19 protein-coding genes are annotated in these 16,613 nt (G+C 32.1%); 6 read left to right on the forward strand and 13 right to left on the reverse strand.

The window, feature by feature from the left end:
* Window positions 1–38 precede the first annotated feature (38 nt).
* On the forward strand, window positions 39–923 hold the full coding sequence (gene fabD / locus FHR24_RS04725; RefSeq protein ID WP_167184602.1) for an ACP S-malonyltransferase: 885 nt from the start codon (window positions 39–41) through the stop codon (window positions 921–923).
* Window positions 924–978: 55 nt separating this feature from the next.
* Here fabD and FHR24_RS04730 read toward each other — a convergent pair whose 3' ends face one another.
* From FHR24_RS04730 to FHR24_RS04750, 5 genes are all read right to left on the reverse strand, one after another.
* On the reverse strand, window positions 979–1,482 hold the full coding sequence (locus FHR24_RS04730) for a cupin domain-containing protein (protein WP_167184605.1): 504 nt from the start codon (window positions 1,480–1,482) through the stop codon (window positions 979–981).
* Between the two features lie 6 nt (window positions 1,483–1,488).
* On the reverse strand, window positions 1,489–1,947 hold the full coding sequence (locus FHR24_RS04735; protein ID WP_167184608.1) for an AraC family transcriptional regulator: 459 nt from the start codon (window positions 1,945–1,947) through the stop codon (window positions 1,489–1,491).
* Window positions 1,948–1,953: 6 nt separating this feature from the next.
* Window positions 1,954–2,367: an MFS transporter gene (locus tag FHR24_RS04740; protein WP_167184611.1), complete on the reverse strand. Its 414-nt coding sequence runs from the start codon at window positions 2,365–2,367 to the stop codon at window positions 1,954–1,956.
* 76 nt (window positions 2,368–2,443) lie between these two features.
* Window positions 2,444–3,457 carry a UDP-glucose 4-epimerase GalE gene (gene galE, locus FHR24_RS04745; RefSeq protein ID WP_167184614.1) on the reverse strand — a complete coding sequence of 338 codons (1,014 nt, stop codon included), beginning with the start codon at window positions 3,455–3,457 and terminating at the stop codon, window positions 2,444–2,446.
* Between the two features lies 1 nt (window position 3,458).
* A complete protein-coding gene (locus FHR24_RS04750; RefSeq protein WP_167184618.1) occupies window positions 3,459–4,595 on the reverse strand; it encodes a DegT/DnrJ/EryC1/StrS family aminotransferase in 1,137 nt (378 codons plus the stop codon).
* Window positions 4,596–4,700: 105 nt separating this feature from the next.
* Between FHR24_RS04750 and FHR24_RS04755 the strand changes: the two genes are divergently transcribed.
* Together FHR24_RS04755 and FHR24_RS04760 are read left to right on the forward strand one after the other, a co-directional pair.
* Complete coding sequence (locus FHR24_RS04755; RefSeq protein ID WP_167184621.1) at window positions 4,701–7,064, forward strand: penicillin acylase family protein; 2,364 nt, start codon at window positions 4,701–4,703, stop codon at window positions 7,062–7,064.
* Between the two features lie 7 nt (window positions 7,065–7,071).
* A complete protein-coding gene (locus tag FHR24_RS04760) occupies window positions 7,072–8,064 on the forward strand; it encodes an SMP-30/gluconolactonase/LRE family protein (protein WP_167184624.1) in 993 nt (330 codons plus the stop codon).
* A gap of 51 nt (window positions 8,065–8,115) precedes the next feature.
* On the opposite strand, the gene cysM is transcribed toward FHR24_RS04760, so the two are convergent.
* The 8 genes from cysM to panB all read right to left on the reverse strand — a co-directional run bounded on the left by cysM (window position 8,116) and on the right by panB (window position 14,905).
* Complete coding sequence (gene cysM, locus FHR24_RS04765; protein WP_208412285.1) at window positions 8,116–9,000, reverse strand: cysteine synthase CysM; 885 nt, start codon at window positions 8,998–9,000, stop codon at window positions 8,116–8,118.
* Between the two features lie 7 nt (window positions 9,001–9,007).
* On the reverse strand, window positions 9,008–9,835 hold the full coding sequence (locus tag FHR24_RS04770; RefSeq protein WP_167184627.1) for a phosphatase PAP2 family protein: 828 nt from the start codon (window positions 9,833–9,835) through the stop codon (window positions 9,008–9,010).
* A 2-nt stretch (window positions 9,836–9,837) separates the two neighbouring features.
* Complete coding sequence (locus FHR24_RS04775) at window positions 9,838–10,680, reverse strand: phosphatase PAP2 family protein (RefSeq protein ID WP_167184632.1); 843 nt, start codon at window positions 10,678–10,680, stop codon at window positions 9,838–9,840.
* A gap of 6 nt (window positions 10,681–10,686) precedes the next feature.
* Complete coding sequence (gene epsC / locus FHR24_RS04780) at window positions 10,687–11,463, reverse strand: serine O-acetyltransferase EpsC (protein WP_167184636.1); 777 nt, start codon at window positions 11,461–11,463, stop codon at window positions 10,687–10,689.
* Between the two features lie 30 nt (window positions 11,464–11,493).
* Window positions 11,494–12,444, reverse strand: a complete 951-nt coding sequence (locus FHR24_RS04785) for a 2-hydroxyacid dehydrogenase (RefSeq protein WP_167184640.1) — start codon at window positions 12,442–12,444, stop codon at window positions 11,494–11,496.
* A gap of 64 nt (window positions 12,445–12,508) precedes the next feature.
* On the reverse strand, window positions 12,509–13,384 hold the full coding sequence (locus tag FHR24_RS04790; protein ID WP_167184643.1) for a hypothetical protein: 876 nt from the start codon (window positions 13,382–13,384) through the stop codon (window positions 12,509–12,511).
* Between the two features lie 165 nt (window positions 13,385–13,549).
* Complete coding sequence (locus tag FHR24_RS04795) at window positions 13,550–14,047, reverse strand: hypothetical protein (protein WP_167184646.1); 498 nt, start codon at window positions 14,045–14,047, stop codon at window positions 13,550–13,552.
* Between the two features lie 39 nt (window positions 14,048–14,086).
* Window positions 14,087–14,905 carry a 3-methyl-2-oxobutanoate hydroxymethyltransferase gene (gene panB, locus FHR24_RS04800; protein ID WP_167184649.1) on the reverse strand — a complete coding sequence of 273 codons (819 nt, stop codon included), beginning with the start codon at window positions 14,903–14,905 and terminating at the stop codon, window positions 14,087–14,089.
* A 159-nt stretch (window positions 14,906–15,064) separates the two neighbouring features.
* Between panB and FHR24_RS04805 the strand changes: the two genes are divergently transcribed.
* Genes FHR24_RS04805 through FHR24_RS04815 form a run of 3 tightly spaced genes read left to right on the forward strand, consistent with a single transcriptional unit; the run spans window position 15,065 to window position 16,555 of the window.
* Complete coding sequence (locus FHR24_RS04805; RefSeq protein WP_167184652.1) at window positions 15,065–15,637, forward strand: sigma-70 family RNA polymerase sigma factor; 573 nt, start codon at window positions 15,065–15,067, stop codon at window positions 15,635–15,637.
* Window positions 15,638–15,645: 8 nt separating this feature from the next.
* On the forward strand, window positions 15,646–15,912 hold the full coding sequence (locus FHR24_RS04810) for a hypothetical protein (protein WP_167184655.1): 267 nt from the start codon (window positions 15,646–15,648) through the stop codon (window positions 15,910–15,912).
* Between the two features lies 1 nt (window position 15,913).
* Window positions 15,914–16,555: an O-methyltransferase gene (locus FHR24_RS04815; protein WP_167184658.1), complete on the forward strand. Its 642-nt coding sequence runs from the start codon at window positions 15,914–15,916 to the stop codon at window positions 16,553–16,555.
* Window positions 16,556–16,613 lie beyond the last annotated feature (58 nt).

Consider the following 16,613-nt stretch of genomic DNA (forward strand, 5'->3'; position numbering starts at 1 on the left):
CTATTTTTGCCCCACAAAATTTAGAAAAACTAATTTTTATGAAAGCATATGTATTTCCTGGACAAGGAGCACAGTTTACAGGAATGGGGAAAGATTTGTACGATAACTCACCATTGGCTAAGGAATTGTTTGAACAAGCAAATGAGATTTTAGGATTTGAAATCACTAAAATAATGTTTGAAGGTTCTGCAGAAGATTTAAAACAAACCAACGTAACTCAGCCAGCTGTATTTTTACATTCAGTAATTCTGGCAAAAGTTTTAGGAGATGATTTTAAAGCAGATATGGTTGCTGGACACTCTTTAGGAGAATTGTCTGCTTTGGTAGCTAACGGAACTTTGTCTTTTGAAGATGGATTAAAATTAGTAGCGAAACGTGCTGATGCTATGCAAAAAGCATGCGATTCTGTACCAGGAACGATGGCAGCAATTTTAGGATTAGAAGATGCTGTAGTAGAAGAAATTTGTGCTGTAATTAAGGGAGATGTAGTAGCTGCAAACTTTAATTGTCCTGGACAATTGGTGATTTCTGGAGAATTAGAAGCGGTAAAAGCAGCTTGTGAATTGGCAACAGAAAAAGGAGCACGTAGAGCATTGTTATTACCTGTTGGAGGAGCATTCCATTCCCCATTAATGGCACCTGCAAAAGAAGAATTGGCAGCTGCAATAGAGGCAACACAATTTAACCAACCCTCTTGCCCTGTGTATCAAAATGTTGTGGCTAAAGCAGTTACAAATCCTAGTGAAATTAAAGAAAATTTAATAGCTCAATTAACAGGAGCTGTAAAATGGACACAGTGTGCACAAGCTATGATTGCTGATGGAGCAACTGAAGTTATTGAAGTTGGACCTGGAAAAGTATTACAAGGTTTGTTTGCAAAAATAGATAGATCTGTTGCTAGAAGTAGTGCAGAATTAGTATAGACTACAAAGTATTTAAGATAAAAAAAATCTCTTCTAGTTTTAGAAGAGATTTTTTTTACGAATTTGTTAAGGTTGATATGATTTCTTGATGTTCTGGAAATAGAGATATTAATTCGGCTCTTTTAGCCAGTGTAAAATCATCAAAATCAAAACCAGGAGAAACCGTACAACCAACCAAAGTATAGTTGTCTTTATTTTCTACCGTAGCACCAAACCAATAATTGGCAGGAACTACGTGTTGAAACTGTTGCTTATTTAATACATCACTCCCCAATACAACAGAAGTATATTCTCCTCTTGGAGATATTTGATGAATCCTTACAGGACTTCCTTCGTGAAAATGCCAAATTTCATCTTGATTGATTTTATGAAAAGCTGAAAAACTGTTAGATTTTAATAAAAAATAAATACTAGTTCCATAAGCTCTGTTTCCATTAAACTCCATAGATAAATGATGGCTAATTATTATTCCGTCACTTCTATAAGTTTCCTTAAAATAACCTCCTTCAGGATGTTCTGATAGGTTTAATTCTTTAATCAATAAATCGGCTCTGTTCATTTGTGTTTAGAATATTGGAATGTATAAAGTAACATCGCATTTTTGTTCAGAATGTTGCCTGTAATCGTTGTTATATATTTCGTAAGGAGCTACATAAGAGGGTTTGTGTCCGTTTTTATGCATCCATTGGTAAAGTTGACTCCAAGCATTTTGAAATTCTTCTAAAGAAATGGTAAAACTTCCAGCAATGGCTTTATGTTTTGGGATTGTTGTTTTACTGATTAAAGAATCTTGTTCTATAGATGCAGAAGTCTTAAAACCAATACTCATTCTAACTTTGTTAGGGGCTGTATTGGTAAAACTATCATGAAAAATTCTACCTATTTTAGAATTCTCATCCTCTAAAAGTTGTAATGGAGTTCCCCAAGCAATTAGTTTGTTAAAAGTAGATTCTAAATTATCTACACCTGTATGAGGTAGGAATAGAAAATTAGTTGCCGAAATTTCTTTAATTTCTACATTCATAGTTATTTAATCAATATGTTTTAAATCGCGTTTTATTTTACTTTCTATAGGTCTTAGTAAAAGAATGTAAACAATTAAAATAATTCCTAAGGTGATGAATGTTGGTTTTAAAATAATAAGGAAAAAAGCTGCTCCTTCTAAAATTGCCCATCTCATCACTGAAGCAGCTTGATAAGGTTCTAATTTTTCTTCAAAAGAAAGGGAATTATCTATTTTTTGAAGCTTTATACGAAATAATACCGAGCTAATAATAACGGCTGCTAAAGGAATAATTGCATAAATAATGGAGTCTTTGGTAATGTGAGGTAGCTTGGTTATTTGGTCTAGAGATGTAATGTGTCCTAATACATAATACCCAACGCTAACTCCTAATACAATAGCAAGATGTATGATCTTTATTGTTTTTAATTTCTGTTCCATATTTTTTTGGTTTAAATATAACAAAAAACCCTTTCTATAAACTAGAAAGGGTTTTAATATGATTAGCGTAGGCTATTTATTTTTGTTTTAACTGCCATTCCCAAGCAGATTTTAAAGCGGTCTCTAAGCTAAGCTCAGTTTTCCAGTTTAATTCTTTGTTGGCAATAGTAGTATCTGCGTAAGCTGCTGTAATATCTCCAGCTCTACGATCTACAATTTTGTAGTTTAATTTTAAGCTGTTTGCTGTTTCAAAAGCATTGATAACTTCTAACACAGAACTTCCTGTTCCTGTTCCAACATTAAAGTATTCAAACTTTTCTTTGTTGTTGTTATCAATTAAACGTTGTAAGGCAGCAATGTGTGCTTTTGCCAAATCTACTACGTGAATATAATCTCTTACCGCAGTTCCATCAGGAGTATCATAATCATCACCAAAAACAGATAATTCTGCACGTAAACCAGCTGCTGTTTGTGTAATAAATGGAATTAAGTTTTGAGGAACTCCAATTGGCAATTCTCCAATTTTTGTAGTTGGGTGAGCACCTACGGGATTAAAGTAGCGTAAGGCTATGGCTTTAAAGTCGTGAGCTTTGGTTGCATCTTCAATAATTTCTTCACCAATTTGTTTGGTGTTTCCGTATACAGATTCTGCTTTTTTAACAGGAGCTTTTTCTGTAATAGGTAATTCATCTGCTTGACCATATACAGTACATGAAGAAGAGAAAATAAAGTTGTCTAACTTTCTATCTCTCATTTCTTGTAATAAATAGACTAAAGAACCTAGGTTGTTTTCATAATAATCCAAAGGCTTGTGCATGCTTTCTCCAACTGCTTTAAAAGCTGCAAAGTGAATAATACCATCAATTTGGTATTTGTCAAAAAACGCTTTTACATCAGCCTTAATTCTTAAATCAATTTGTTCAAAAACTGGTTTTGTTCCAGTAATTTCTGTAATCTGATCTAAAACTTTAATGGTTGTGTTTGATAAATCATCAATCACTACCACATCAAATCCTGCATTCTGTAATTCCACTACGGTATGAGATCCAATGAATCCTAAACCTCCGGTAACTAGTATTTGCTTAGCCATGTTAATATGTATTATTTAAATATTTAAGTATTGCGTTTGTTATAAACTCTAGTTGTTCTGTTTCTAGAGCGGTATGCATGGGTAAAGATATTACTTGTTCAATCAATCTATTTGTATTGGCAAAGTTATCTTCTATAACGTTTTCATTGTAATACGCTTTTTGACTATGTAAGGCCACAGGATAATAAATGGCATTGGGAATGTTTAGTTCCTTTAAATATTCATGTAATTCATCTCTTTTTCCTGCTCCTATTTTTAAAGTATATTGATGAAATACGTGTGTAGAAAAAGAAGAGGTGATTGGAGTTGTGATTAACTCGCAATTTTTAAAAGCATTATTGTAATAAGTAGCTGCTTTTTGTCTGGCTTTGTTATAAGTGTCTAAAAAAGGAAGTTTTGTATCTAAAATAGCAGCTTGAATGCTATCTAATCTAGAGTTTACACCTACCACATCATAATAATATCTTTTATACATTCCGTGGTTTACAATTCCTTTTAGTTTGTGAGCCAATTCATCATTGTTGGTAAAAATAGCACCACCATCTCCATAACAACCTAAGTTTTTAGATGGGAAAAAAGACGTGGTTCCTATGGTTCCCATAGTTCCTGCTTTTTTGCTAGTTCCATCACTAAAAATATACTCAGCTCCTAAAGCTTGTGCAGTATCTTCTATCACATGCAAATTGTGTTCTTTGGCTATTTCTAAAATAGCTTCCATATTGGCACATTGACCAAATAGATGGACGGGAATAATGGCTTTTGTTTTTGGAGTGATGGCTTTTTTTAATGCCGTAATACTCATATTAAAAGTATCTTCTTCTACATCTATTAAAACAGAAGTTAATCCTAAAAGTTGAATAACTTCTACGGTAGCAGCAAAGGTAAAGTCTACCGTAATTACTTCATCATCTGGTTTTAACTCCAAAGCCATTAAAGCAATTTGCAGAGCATCGGTTCCGTTGGCACAAGGAATTACGTGATTTGTATTTAAGTATGTGGCTAAATTATTTTTAAAAGAAGCTACTTGTGGTCCGTTAATAAAAGTAGAATTGTTTAAAACTTCCTGAATAGAAGCATCAACTTGTTCTTTAATATCTAGGTATTGACTGTTTAGGTCAACCATTTGTAATTTCTTCATTTTTTTAGATAGGTTGAGTAACAAATTAACAAAAATTAAGCGATTTTTCCTAAGTCTAAGAAACTAGAATCTTTATATTTAATGGCGTTTAAAATTAAATGAACAATGAAAATTTTTAAAAGAATTTTATGGGCAATTCTTTCCATTGCTATTTTGTTGGTATTAGGTGTTTATCTATACTTAGAAAACTTAAAACCCGTTTATAAAGGAACAGTTAAAATTGATGGATTGACAGATACTGAGGTCTATTTTGATACTATTGGTGTGCCTCATATTTTTGCAGAAACAGAACAAAATGCCATGATGGCTTTGGGGTATGTACACGCACAAGACCGTTTGTGGCAAATGGAATTGTTACGAAGAATTGCAGCAGGAAGATTGTCAGAAGTTTTAGGACCAGACTTGGTGGAGTTGGACGTGTTTTTTTCTTCTTTGGGAATTGATGAAACTATCAACAAACAAGTAATTGCTTTAGATAAAAATCCGAAAGTAAAAAAGTTAGTAAAGGCATATTTAAAAGGAGTAAATTCTTATATAGATAATGAAACGACTCCTTTAGAATTTACACTTTTAGGTATTGATAAAGAACATTACACGGTAAAAGATATGTATTATGTAACAGCTTACATGGCTTTTAATTTTGCACATGCTTTTAAAGTAGATCCTTTGTTAACGTATATTCAATCAACGTACGGAAAAGAATACTTAAAAGATTTGGCTATTGATGTTGATGAACGTACGGTATATCAAGAAAATTACAATGGAGAAACACAGCAAGCTTTAGCAAATGTTACAACACTTCTTAAAAAGATACCTTTTCCACAGTTTATAGGGAGCAATGCTTGGGTATTGTCACCACAAAAAACAAGTACAGGCAAAGTGTTGTTTGAAAACGATCCGCATATTGGTTATGCACAACCAGGTGTTTGGTATCAGGCACACATAAAAACTCCAAATTACGAACGCTATGGTTTTTATTTAGGTTTAATGCCTTTTCCGTTATTGTCTCACAATAGAGATTATGCTTTGGGAATGACCATGTTTGAAAATGATGATATGGATTTTTATACTTTACAAAATCATCCTACAGATAGTACAAAATACAAAACCTCTACAGGAACACATACTTATAAATATATTGATAAGGTGATTAAAATTAAAGGAGGGGCAGAAAAGAAAATACAAATTAAAAAAACAACTTTAGGGACTGTTTTTAATAGCCAGCTACCAACGTTAGACTCCGTAAACCCAATAGCGGTACAATGGGTGTTTAATGAAAAACCCAATACAGTGCTGCAAACTTCTTATGGAATAAATCACGCAAAAAGTTTAGAAGATTTTGAAAGCAGTTTAAGAGGTTTTTCATCTCCAGGGCTAAATTTTGTGTACGGAGATAAGAATGATAATATTGGATTGTGGTCGGTAGGGCAGTTGTATCAATTTGATAAACCTGTAAATACTCGTTTTATTTTAAATGGAATGGATTCTATTCATACCCAAAAAACATGGATTGATTTTGATAAAAATCCAAAAGCAGTAAATCCATCAAAAGGATACGTAATTACATCTAACACACAACCCCAAGCTGTAGAAGGAGAATTGTATCAAGGATATTATTTGTCTGAAGATAGGGCTGTAGCGATTCACAAAAAAATAGAAGAAAAAGAAAAATTAACAGTAAGCGATGTGCTAAGTTTAACAACAAGTCATACAAACACAGTGGTGTTAAACAACATAAAAGCAATGATAAAAGGATTGGAAATTAAAAAATTTAGTCCTTATGAATTGTTGGTGTTAGACAGATTGATAAAATGGAAAGGAGATCACGGACTGTTAAATGTGGGACCTACTATTTACAATAAATTAAATTTTAAATTGTTAAAATATACTTTTAAAGATGAGTTGGGAGATGTGTTTTTTAAAGAATACGTAGATTCTCATTTAAGCAAAAGGACTCAAAATAAATACATACACAATCCAAATTCTATTTGGTGGGATGATGTTACTACCCCACAAAAAGAAACTTTTAAAACAATAGTGATGAAAAGTTTTAAAGAATCGGTGGTTGAGTTAAAGGCACAATTAGGAGAAAATGTAGACGAATGGCATTGGAAAAAAGTACACACCGTTACTCATGAACATGCTTTGGCTAAAATGGATGTCTTAAAAAAAATATTGAATGTTGCTAAAACTCCAATTGTAGGAGGAAATGAAACCATTAATAATACCATGTTTGATTATACTGAAGATGGATTGTATGCTTCTAATGCAGGGCCTTCTTCTCGTAGAGTTATCGATTTTTCGGATGTAGAAAATTCTTATGGAGTAGTGCCTACAGGACAATCCGGAGTTTTTAACAGTCCGTACTATAGCAATCAAGCAGCTACTTACAATTCAGGTAAATATTTTAAAATGTTGATGAATGAAACTGAAATTAAAAAAAGTGAGAACTTGTTAATTTTTGAATAAATAAAATATGAGATATAGAAAAGAGTTTGTTATTTTTTTAGTGATTTGTGTTCACTCTTTGTTTGCACAAAAACAAGAATATGCCACAATAGGATACTTAGAAAGTTTTGGAACTGCATTTGATAAAATAGTTCCATTAAATTCCAAAATAGAAATTATTTCTAAAGGACATGTATGGACAGAAGGACCTGTATGGATACCTGTATTAAATGCATTGTTGTTTTCTGATGTTCCTAAAAATATAGCCTATAAATGGACAGAAAAAGAAGGAACTGTGCCTTTTTTATATCCTAGTGGATTTACAGGAAATCCCGATAGTAAAAGAGTAAAAGGTTCTAATGGAATGTTTTTAAATAATAAAGGACTTTTAATTTTGTGTCAAACAGGAGATAGAAAAATAGCTTCTTTAGAGATTAGTAAAGAACTTAAGCAATCTAATTTTAAAACAATTACAGATAATTTTAAAGGGAAAAAATACAATAGTACTAATGATTTGGTGGTAGACTCTAAAGGAAATATTTATTTTACAGATCCTAATTTTGGATTAAATCTAAAAAATAAAGAGATTAAATTTTCTGGAGTTTACAAAGTTAATGTTGCAGGAAATGTAACGTTGATAACATCAAAATACCCAACCCCTAATGGAATCATTTTATCTCCCGATGAAAAAACACTATACATAAGCAACTCTAAACCCGCAAAATTAATAGCTATAGATCTTTTAAAAGAAGGAGCTTTTGCTAAAGAACGTATTCTTTTTGATGCAGAAGATTTGTGGAAAAAAAGTATAGCAAAACAAAGACCAGATGGAATGGCTATCCATAAAAGTGGAACTATTTTTATGACGGGGCCAGACGGGGTTTTGTTAATTAGTCCCAAAGGAAAACATTTAGGAACTATAAAAACGGATAGAAAAACCTCTAATTGTACGTTTAATAAAGAGCAATCAATTTTATATATAACTTGCGATGATTTTGTACTAAGAATTGCCTTAAACTAAAAAAGAGCCAATAATTTATTGGCTCTTTTTTAGTTTATAGATATGTAAGAATTAATCAAATAAATCAGAAGATAAATAACGATCTCCACGGTCGCAAATAATAGCAACAATAGTTCCGCTGTCTAATGTTTCTGCTAGTTTAACAGCTGTTGCTACAGAACCACCAGAACTCATTCCAGCAAAAATTCCTTCTTCTTTGGCCAAACGTTTGGTCATGGTTCTAGCATCTGCTTCCGAAACTTCCATAACGGTGTCTACTTTAGAACGATCAAATATTTTTGGTAAATACTCTTCTGGCCATTTTCTAATTCCAGGAATCTGAGATCCATCAGCAGGATGGGCACCTACAATTTGTATGTTAGGATTTTGTTCTTTTAAAAATGTAGAGGTTCCCATAATAGTTCCTGTTGTTCCCATGGCAGACACAAAGTGAGTCACTTTTCCATCGGTATCTCTCCATATTTCGGGTCCTGTGGTGTTGTAATGTGCTTTCCAGTTGTCATCATTCGCAAATTGGTTTAGCATAATGTATCCTCCTTGCGCTACTTTTTCATCAGCATAATCTCTAGAGCCTATAATTCCTGTTTTAGCTGATGTTAAGGTTACTTTAGCTCCATAAGCTCTCATGGTTTGCACACGTTCTGCAGTAGAGTTTTCTGGCAAAACCAATTCAATATTTATATTTAGTAATTGAGCAATCATGGCCAAAGCAATTCCGGTATTACCACTAGTTGCTTCAATTAGTTTGTCTCCATCTTTAATTTCACCTCTATCCAAAGCACCTTTAATCATGTAGTAAGCAGCACGATCTTTTACACTTCCTCCTGGATTATTTCCTTCTAATTTTAATAATAATTTTACGTTGGGGTTTTTTACCAAATTGGTAGTTTCTACCAATGGAGTATTTCCAATATATTCTAATAATTTGTGATACATAATAGGTTTAATTAAAAGTGTAACTAAGGTTTAAAGAACCCAAACCTGGTCTTAATTTCCAAAACTGAGTTAATTTTTGTTCTTTCTTACCCTCATAAATTTCAGTTAAATAGTTGTCTAGATAATTAACCGTTAAAATACCTAAAGTGGTTCCTAGAGCCACATCAGAAAGCCAGTGTGATTCTGCCCAAACTCTAGAAATGGGTACAATAGCACCAGCTGAATACAATCCTACTTTTATCCAAGTATTGTCTATTTGTCTAGCAATGGAATGTACAAAAACCATTGATACTATAGAATGACCCGATGGAAATGCATGGTATTGTTTGTCTAAAGTAAAAGGATCTAAAGTATTATAATTTCCAACTCTAGGTCTTGCTCTACCCGCAATTACTTTTATAATGGTTTGTAAAGAACCTGCTGCTAAAACAGAAGTAAACATTAAAGCCCCTGTTTTTCTTATTTTATTGTTTTTAGTAATCAATCCAGTAGCGTAAATTCCTCCAGAAAAAGCAAAAGCATTTACGTGTCCTCCAAATCCATCTCCAAATTTTTTAATAGCACTAGGAATGTGGGGCTCATGTCTTTTAGCCATTTTTTCTGTATAACTATCAATTAAGGTAAGTGCAGCAAAACCACCTATTACGGCACCAGCACCTATGTAGTCTTTTTTCTTCCATCGTAAAGGAGAAGTGTAAAAACGACCAATCCCCTTTAAGGTAGAATTAACATCACTTTTAATTGTGTTTAGAGTCGTCTCTTCTGTTTCAATTGTTTCTTGACTGTAAGCTGTATGAGCGAAGCATATAAGAAAAAAAATAAATAATTTTTTCATAATTAGTTAAAAGTATAGCTAAGTTTAAAATTTGTTAATCCAGCATCTAGTTTCCAGGTGTTGGTTAGTTTTTTACCAGAATCTTCACCTTCGTATATTTTAGTTAAATATCTATCCAAACTATCTACGGTAATAAAACCGATAAAAGTTCCCAAAGCCACATCGGAAAACCAGTGAGCACCATCCCATAATCTAGAAATAGGAGTAATAGCTCCAACTGCATAAACACCTGCTTTTCCCCAAGGATTGTCTATTTGTCTGGCAATACTGTGTGCAAATACGGTAGCCACTACAGAGTGTCCTGACGGAAAAGAGTGATAGGCTGCTAATGGTGTAAAAGGTTTATAGGCTCTAGATCCTACACCTGCAGATGGCCTAGCTCTCCCCACCATAGTTTTGATGGTGGTTTGCAAAAAACCGGCTGCAGCAATGGATGACATTAATAAGATTCCTGTTTTTTTTACTTTATTTTTTTTAGCAAAGTGTCCGTAAGCATATAATCCTCCAGAAAACACAACAGCATTGATAGGGCCACCAAACCAATCTCCAAATTCTCTTACAGGAGTAGGAACATCATCTCTTAGGTCTGTAAATAGAGGGTGAATATCTTCATCAACAAAAGTTAAAGCAGCATAGGTTCCTAAAACCAATCCCACTTGTACTAGTTGTGGCTTTTTCCATTTAAATGGAGTTGTGTAAAAATGAGCAATTCCTTGCCAAGTATGTCTAAAATCATCTTTAACAGATTGTTCCTCCACAACACTTTCTAAAGATTTTTGGGAATAACAATTGGTGGTAAAGGCCAATAAAAAAAGTGTGAGAGCAAGTTGAAAATTCTTTGTCATGTTTTATTATCTAGATTTTATATTTGCTTGAATGGTATTGTAAACTACAGAGTTGCTAGGTACCGATTTGGTTACCCAAACGTTTCCTCCAATAATTGAATTTTCTCCCACGATAGTTTCTCCCCCTAAGATAGTTGCATTTGCATAGATGCATACGTTAGATTTTACGGTAGGATGTCTTTTGGTGTCTTGTTTGTCTTTACTAACGCTTAAAGCTCCTAAAGTAACTCCTTGATAAATTTTAACATTGGGTTCTATAATACAAGTTTCTCCAATAACAATTCCCGTAGCATGGTCTATAAATACAGGGGCATAAATAGTAGCACCAGGGTGAATATCTGTTCCGGTTAAACGATGTGCATATTCACTCATTAGCCTAGCAAAAAGATACAGTTTTTGATTGTATATTTCATGACTTAATCTGTGTATGGCGATGGCATAAAATCCAGGATAAGCAAAGTAAATCTCTTCTACTCTTCTTGCAGCCGGATCAGACTCCATAAAATAGGTAGCATCTTTGTTTAGATCTTTTAAAATAGAGGGGAGTTTTTCTGCAAAAACAATCCAAGCTTTGTCGCAAATCTCCTGAGTAGAAGCACATGAAATTTTAGCTGCTTTTTTAAATAAAAGTTCTAATTCTTTAAAGCCGTTGGCTAAATCTATACTGTCATCAAATAAAACACTAAAAATTTTTTGAGTAAAATCTTCAACACTCGTTTTTACACTATAGTTCAAATCGGTGTTTTGTTTAATGTTTTGTAGTTGTTCTATTATTTGTTTCATGCTAAAGTTGTCTAAGCATAAAAGTAAACATTACAATTCTTTAATAAAAAATTGTTGCTGTATCTTTTGAGTGATTGTTTTTGCGAGTTTGTATTTAGATTCTATCGTCCAACCTGCAATGTGTGGAGAGAGTAAAACGTTGTCTGCCTGAATTAAATATTCAAACGCTTTTGGAAGTTGATTGTTTTCAAAAAGGTTTTCAAAAGATAATTTTTCGTATTCCAAAACATCTAAACAAGCTCCTGCTATTTTTTTAGAGATTAAAGCAGCTACCAAATCATTAGTAACAATAGCAGTTCCTCTAGCTGTATTGATGATATAAAAAGGTTTTTTAAATCCGTTGATAAAATCAGCATCAATCATTTTAAAAGATTGCTCGTTGTGTGGAGTATGGATGCTTAACACATCGGTTTTTTGTTGTAGTTCTTGCAAAGAAACTTGTGTGCAATTTTCATCGCCTACATTTTCTTTTAAATCGTAACAAAGTACAGTACAGTCAAAACCTTTAAGTTTTTTAGCAAAGGCTTTTCCCATGTTTCCGTAACCAATTAATCCAATTGTTTTTCCTTCTAGCTCTAAACCTCTATTGGCTTCTCGTAGCCATTGACCTTGTCTAATTTCTAAATCGGCTTTTTTTAAGTTGTTAAACAAACTTAAAATCATACCCAAAGCATGTTCTCCAACAGCATTGCTATTTCCTTCGGGAGCAGCTATTAGAGCAATACCTTTACTTGTTGCATACTCACAATCTATACTTTCTAATCCCGCACCCACACGTGCAATAAATTTTAAATTACTGGCAGCATCTATAAACGTTTTGTCTATTTTAAAACGACTACGGATTACAATACCATCGTAATTGACAATTTTAGCCTCTATTTCTGTTTTGGATGAGGTATAATCTTCGTGGTTTATACAACCAAATAAAGTTAAATCTTCTTGTAGTACAGGATGATTGGAGTCTATGTGAAGTATTTTCATAATTAGATATTATGCAGAGGGGTTTTGTTGTTTACAAATGGCTAAATTAAAATAGTTGTCTGATTTAGTAATCACATTCTTCTTTAGTTTTTTCAAGATATTTTAAACTTTTATCAGTAAACTCATAACCACTATTGGTTGTTGTATCTGATGAGTTGTTATGATAACTAATAGTTTTTGTAGTATATTTTCTGTAATTGTTTTCAGATTCTGAAATACCTCTTAAATCGATAAAAGGCAAGTTTTTTAAAGGGTTTGGATAACTATCATAATTTTCAAATTTTTGAATTGTATGGTGGCTTGTTTCAGAGTTATCTTCTGTATTTATAGAAGTACTGAATGTTCTTATTTCAGCTAAATTATTATTTAGGTATTTATACTCTTTTTTACTGCTAGAAGTGTAACTTATACTAGAAGTTTGTTTAACGTACGTTTTTACTGTTGTATGAATACGATTTTGATTATCATAGGTAATATTTTCAGTAGCGTAAAGTTTTTTGTTAGAACCGAAATAGTGGTGAATGATATTGACTTTTTTAGTAGTGTTTAGGTATTCATATATATAATAAGAGTTTTTGGCATATAATTTATTAAGCCTACCTGAATTATCATAAATTAAACTATCAGTTGATTCATAGTTTAATTGATTAGGAGAGTAGTATGTGGGAGAAGAATTTTTATAAGCTGCATAGTTATACTTTACTCTTTTTTCTAACTGATTCTTTTTGTTATAAAAATAACGAGTTTGATAGAGGGTTGTGTCTTTGTAATTAATGTTTTCACTTGTTGATGGATTAAAAATAATATCTGAATTTTCAGAAATTATTTTTTTTAGAAATATACCATCACTAAAAATGATTCTGCATTTTCCATTATTGAGATCATTACTTTTAGAACAACTAATTAAGATTAAAGCTATAATTGTAATATAAGTTTTCATAAATAAATTATTTACTAAGTTTTTGTATAGCTTTAAAATGTGAATTTTTAAATAAAGTGTTTAAAGTAAAATTAAAAAGAATCAACTGATTTAAGTAAATAAAAATTAGAAAAAAGAGAGTTGATATTAAGAAAATGTTGTTTTGTGTTTTTAATCAAAATTTTATTAAAAACAAGGTTTGTCGCTATAATTGTTTGAGTTGTGATCAATAGTGAATTTGAATTCTTTATGATCTTTTACTCTAATATATTTTACATAATCCCATATTCCAGAATGCGTTAAAATATATTGTCCGTTTAGCTTGTCGTCAATTATTTCGTTATAGTATTTAATGATTGTTGGATGTGCTCCTCCTTTGATAAATTCTTCCTTTAGATAAGTAAGAGCTATAGATGTTTTTTGTCTTTTGTACTTTACATCAGTAGCTTTATTGTTGTTAAATTTAATCCAAATTTTTAAATCTTTAATATCATCGGAATTGTAGCATATATAATGTTCTTTAGATGCTATTGTTGTGTTTTCTGAAGGTTTATTTGTGGTGAAACTTTCTTCTTTATGTTCAACACTTTCTGTAATTGTAGTTTTAGGACTTTCTTTTTTCTCTTCTTTACAAGAAGCTAGTAGCAATATGTTTATTAGAAGTAGTTTAAAGAATGTTTTCATGATGGAATTTTTTTGAACAATATTAAAATCTAATTTGTATTAATATTGTTCTTTTTCATTAGGAAAATCTACCGATTTCACATCTTTTGTGTATTGTTCTACGGCATTACTCATATCATCATATAAGTTTAAATACCTGCGTAAAAAACGAGGATGAAATTCGTGAGTCATTCCAAACATATCGTGTGTAACCAATACTTGTCCATCTACAGCAGCACCTGCTCCAATTCCAATTACAGGAATGGTTAAACTTTGGGCTACTTTTTGGGCTAATTTTGCGGGTATTTTTTCTAATACCAAAGCAAAACAACCTTTAGATTCTAAAAATTTAGCATCCGCTATTAATTTTTCAGCTTCTTCTTCTTCTTTAGCTCTAACTGTATAAGTTCCAAATTGGTAAATAGATTGTGGAGTTAATCCTAAATGTCCCATTACAGGAATTCCTGCCTGAATAATTCTAGACAAAGCATTTTCTATTTCTACACCGCCTTCTACTTTTACAGCATGTGCTCCAGATTCTTTCATAATTCTAATAGCAGAACGCAAAGCTTCTTTAGAGTCTGATTGATAACTACCAAAAGGAATGTCTACAACTACCAAGCTTCTTTTGGTAGCTCTAACCACACTACTTGCATGGTAAATCATTTGATCTAAAGTAATAGGCAAGGTAGTTTCGTGACCTGCCATTACGTTAGAGGCAGAATCTCCCACTAAAATTACATCTACACCAGCAGTGTCAATAATTTTAGCCATGGTAAAATCATAAGCCGTAAGCATAGAGATTTTTTCTCCATTACTTTTCATTTTAATTAACGTGTTGGTGGTAATTCTCTTGTATTCTTTTTTTATTGCAGACATAATTTTAATAGAATCTAAAAAATTTAGTGTGTAAAATTACTCTTTTTTAAGGAAATAGAATCATTAAATTATAGATTACTATATTTAGATTCCAGAGTGTAAAATGGCACATTTGTTGAGAAAAACCATATCTTTATCACGTAAAACCTACAAGGGAACATGTCAGAAGAAACTAAAATACATACACTAGATCCAGATAAATGGATAGACTCTTATGCGGACTATTTGTTTAATTACACAATTGCTAGGGTAAGTGATGCTGAAAAGGCCAAAGACTTAGTACAAGAAACGTTTTTTGCGGGTCTAAAATCTATGAAAAATTTTGAAGGTAAAGCAAGTGAAAGAACTTGGTTAATTTCAATCTTAAAAAGAAAGATTATAGATCATTATCGTAAAACAAATTCTAAGAAAGGGAAGGCCGAAGTTCGTATGAACTTTTACAGTGATGGTGAAAGAGATGGGGATTGGCTAGAAGAAAGAGTTCCACAAGAGTGGAATGGAGGTGCGGATGCTGAAATGGAATCTGAAGAATTAGGTGCAGCTTTACAGGCTTGTATAGAAAAGTTACCAGAAAAATATAGAATGGTTTTTGAAATGAAAACAATTCAGGGGTTTGATACAGAAGATATTTGTAATGAGTTGGACATAACCTCGTCTAATCTTTGGGTTATCATCCATAGAGCCAGAACTCAATTAAGAAAGTGTATGGAAGATAACTGGTTTAAAAAGTAAGGATGGCCATGGGAAAAATTAAAATTACATGTAAAGAAGCTACTGCAATTTGTACAAAAGCACAATATGGAGAAGCGAGTCTTTTAGATAAAATAAAATTAAATCTACATTTTGTGTATTGCAAAACGTGTAGGTTATTTAGTAGACAAAACTCAGAGTTGTCTGATATATGTGCCTTGGCAAAAAAATACCAAGAGTCACATAAGTGTTGTTTAAGTGCAGAGGATAAAGAAAGACTAAAAGCACAAATTAAAGAATTAGACAAAGAAAAATAAGATGCACTTTTTACCAGAAGGGATTGATCAGTATGCCGTAAATCATTCTCAGCAAGAGCCAGAACTTTTACAAGATTTAAATACAGAAACTTGGCAAACCGTATTAAATCCACGTATGCTAAGTGGTACCTACCAAGGGAGGTTGTTGTCTATATTAGCCAAACTAATCAATCCTAAGAATATTTTAGAAATAGGAACTTATACAGGGTATTCTGCTCTTTGTATGTGTGAAGGAATACAATCTACAGGAGTATTACATACTATAGATAAAAATGAAGAGTTGTTTGATTTGCAACGCAAGTATTTTGATTTGTCACCATGGGGAGCACAAATGCATCAACATGTAGGAAATGCAATAGATATTATTCCTAACATTGATGAAAAATTTGATTTGGTTTTTATTGATGCTGACAAAGCTAACTATTCCAATTATTTTGATTTAATTATTGATAAAATGAATCCGGGAGGAGTTATTTTATCAGACAATGTTTTATGGAGCGGAAAAGTAGTGCAAGAATTAGATCCTAAAGATATAGATACCAGAGAACTATTACATTACAATAAAAAAGTAAATCAAGATTCTAGAGTAGAAACAATATTATTACCTATTAGAGACGGATTGACCATTACAAGAGTAAAATAATTACTTTAATTACTATTTGTGTCTTTAAAATGCATAGTTATATTATAAATTAGCAAAT

Origin of the sequence: Wenyingzhuangia heitensis (assembly GCF_011762155.1) — a bacterium.
GTDB classification, from domain to species: domain Bacteria; phylum Bacteroidota; class Bacteroidia; order Flavobacteriales; family Flavobacteriaceae; genus Wenyingzhuangia; species Wenyingzhuangia heitensis.

Excerpts from the sequence above, each read along its gene's own strand:
- fabD (WP_167184602.1), top strand. The coding sequence starts at position 39 with ATGAAAGCATATGTATTTCCTGGACAAGGAGCACAGTTTACAGGAATG.
- FHR24_RS04730 (WP_167184605.1), bottom strand. The coding sequence starts at position 1,482 with ATGAACAGAGCCGATTTATTGATTAAAGAATTAAACCTATCAGAACAT.
- FHR24_RS04735 (WP_167184608.1), bottom strand. The coding sequence starts at position 1,947 with ATGAATGTAGAAATTAAAGAAATTTCGGCAACTAATTTTCTATTCCTA.
- FHR24_RS04740 (WP_167184611.1), bottom strand. The coding sequence starts at position 2,367 with ATGGAACAGAAATTAAAAACAATAAAGATCATACATCTTGCTATTGTA.
- galE (WP_167184614.1), bottom strand. The coding sequence starts at position 3,457 with ATGGCTAAGCAAATACTAGTTACCGGAGGTTTAGGATTCATTGGATCT.
- FHR24_RS04750 (WP_167184618.1), bottom strand. The coding sequence starts at position 4,595 with ATGAAGAAATTACAAATGGTTGACCTAAACAGTCAATACCTAGATATT.
- FHR24_RS04755 (WP_167184621.1), top strand. The coding sequence starts at position 4,701 with ATGAAAATTTTTAAAAGAATTTTATGGGCAATTCTTTCCATTGCTATT.
- FHR24_RS04760 (WP_167184624.1), top strand. The coding sequence starts at position 7,072 with ATGAGATATAGAAAAGAGTTTGTTATTTTTTTAGTGATTTGTGTTCAC.
- cysM (WP_208412285.1), bottom strand. The coding sequence starts at position 9,000 with ATGTATCACAAATTATTAGAATATATTGGAAATACTCCATTGGTAGAA.
- FHR24_RS04770 (WP_167184627.1), bottom strand. The coding sequence starts at position 9,835 with ATGAAAAAATTATTTATTTTTTTTCTTATATGCTTCGCTCATACAGCT.
- FHR24_RS04775 (WP_167184632.1), bottom strand. The coding sequence starts at position 10,680 with ATGACAAAGAATTTTCAACTTGCTCTCACACTTTTTTTATTGGCCTTT.
- epsC (WP_167184636.1), bottom strand. The coding sequence starts at position 11,463 with ATGAAACAAATAATAGAACAACTACAAAACATTAAACAAAACACCGAT.
- FHR24_RS04785 (WP_167184640.1), bottom strand. The coding sequence starts at position 12,444 with ATGAAAATACTTCACATAGACTCCAATCATCCTGTACTACAAGAAGAT.
- FHR24_RS04790 (WP_167184643.1), bottom strand. The coding sequence starts at position 13,384 with ATGAAAACTTATATTACAATTATAGCTTTAATCTTAATTAGTTGTTCT.
- FHR24_RS04795 (WP_167184646.1), bottom strand. The coding sequence starts at position 14,047 with ATGAAAACATTCTTTAAACTACTTCTAATAAACATATTGCTACTAGCT.
- panB (WP_167184649.1), bottom strand. The coding sequence starts at position 14,905 with ATGTCTGCAATAAAAAAAGAATACAAGAGAATTACCACCAACACGTTA.
- FHR24_RS04805 (WP_167184652.1), top strand. The coding sequence starts at position 15,065 with ATGTCAGAAGAAACTAAAATACATACACTAGATCCAGATAAATGGATA.
- FHR24_RS04810 (WP_167184655.1), top strand. The coding sequence starts at position 15,646 with ATGGGAAAAATTAAAATTACATGTAAAGAAGCTACTGCAATTTGTACA.
- FHR24_RS04815 (WP_167184658.1), top strand. The coding sequence starts at position 15,914 with ATGCACTTTTTACCAGAAGGGATTGATCAGTATGCCGTAAATCATTCT.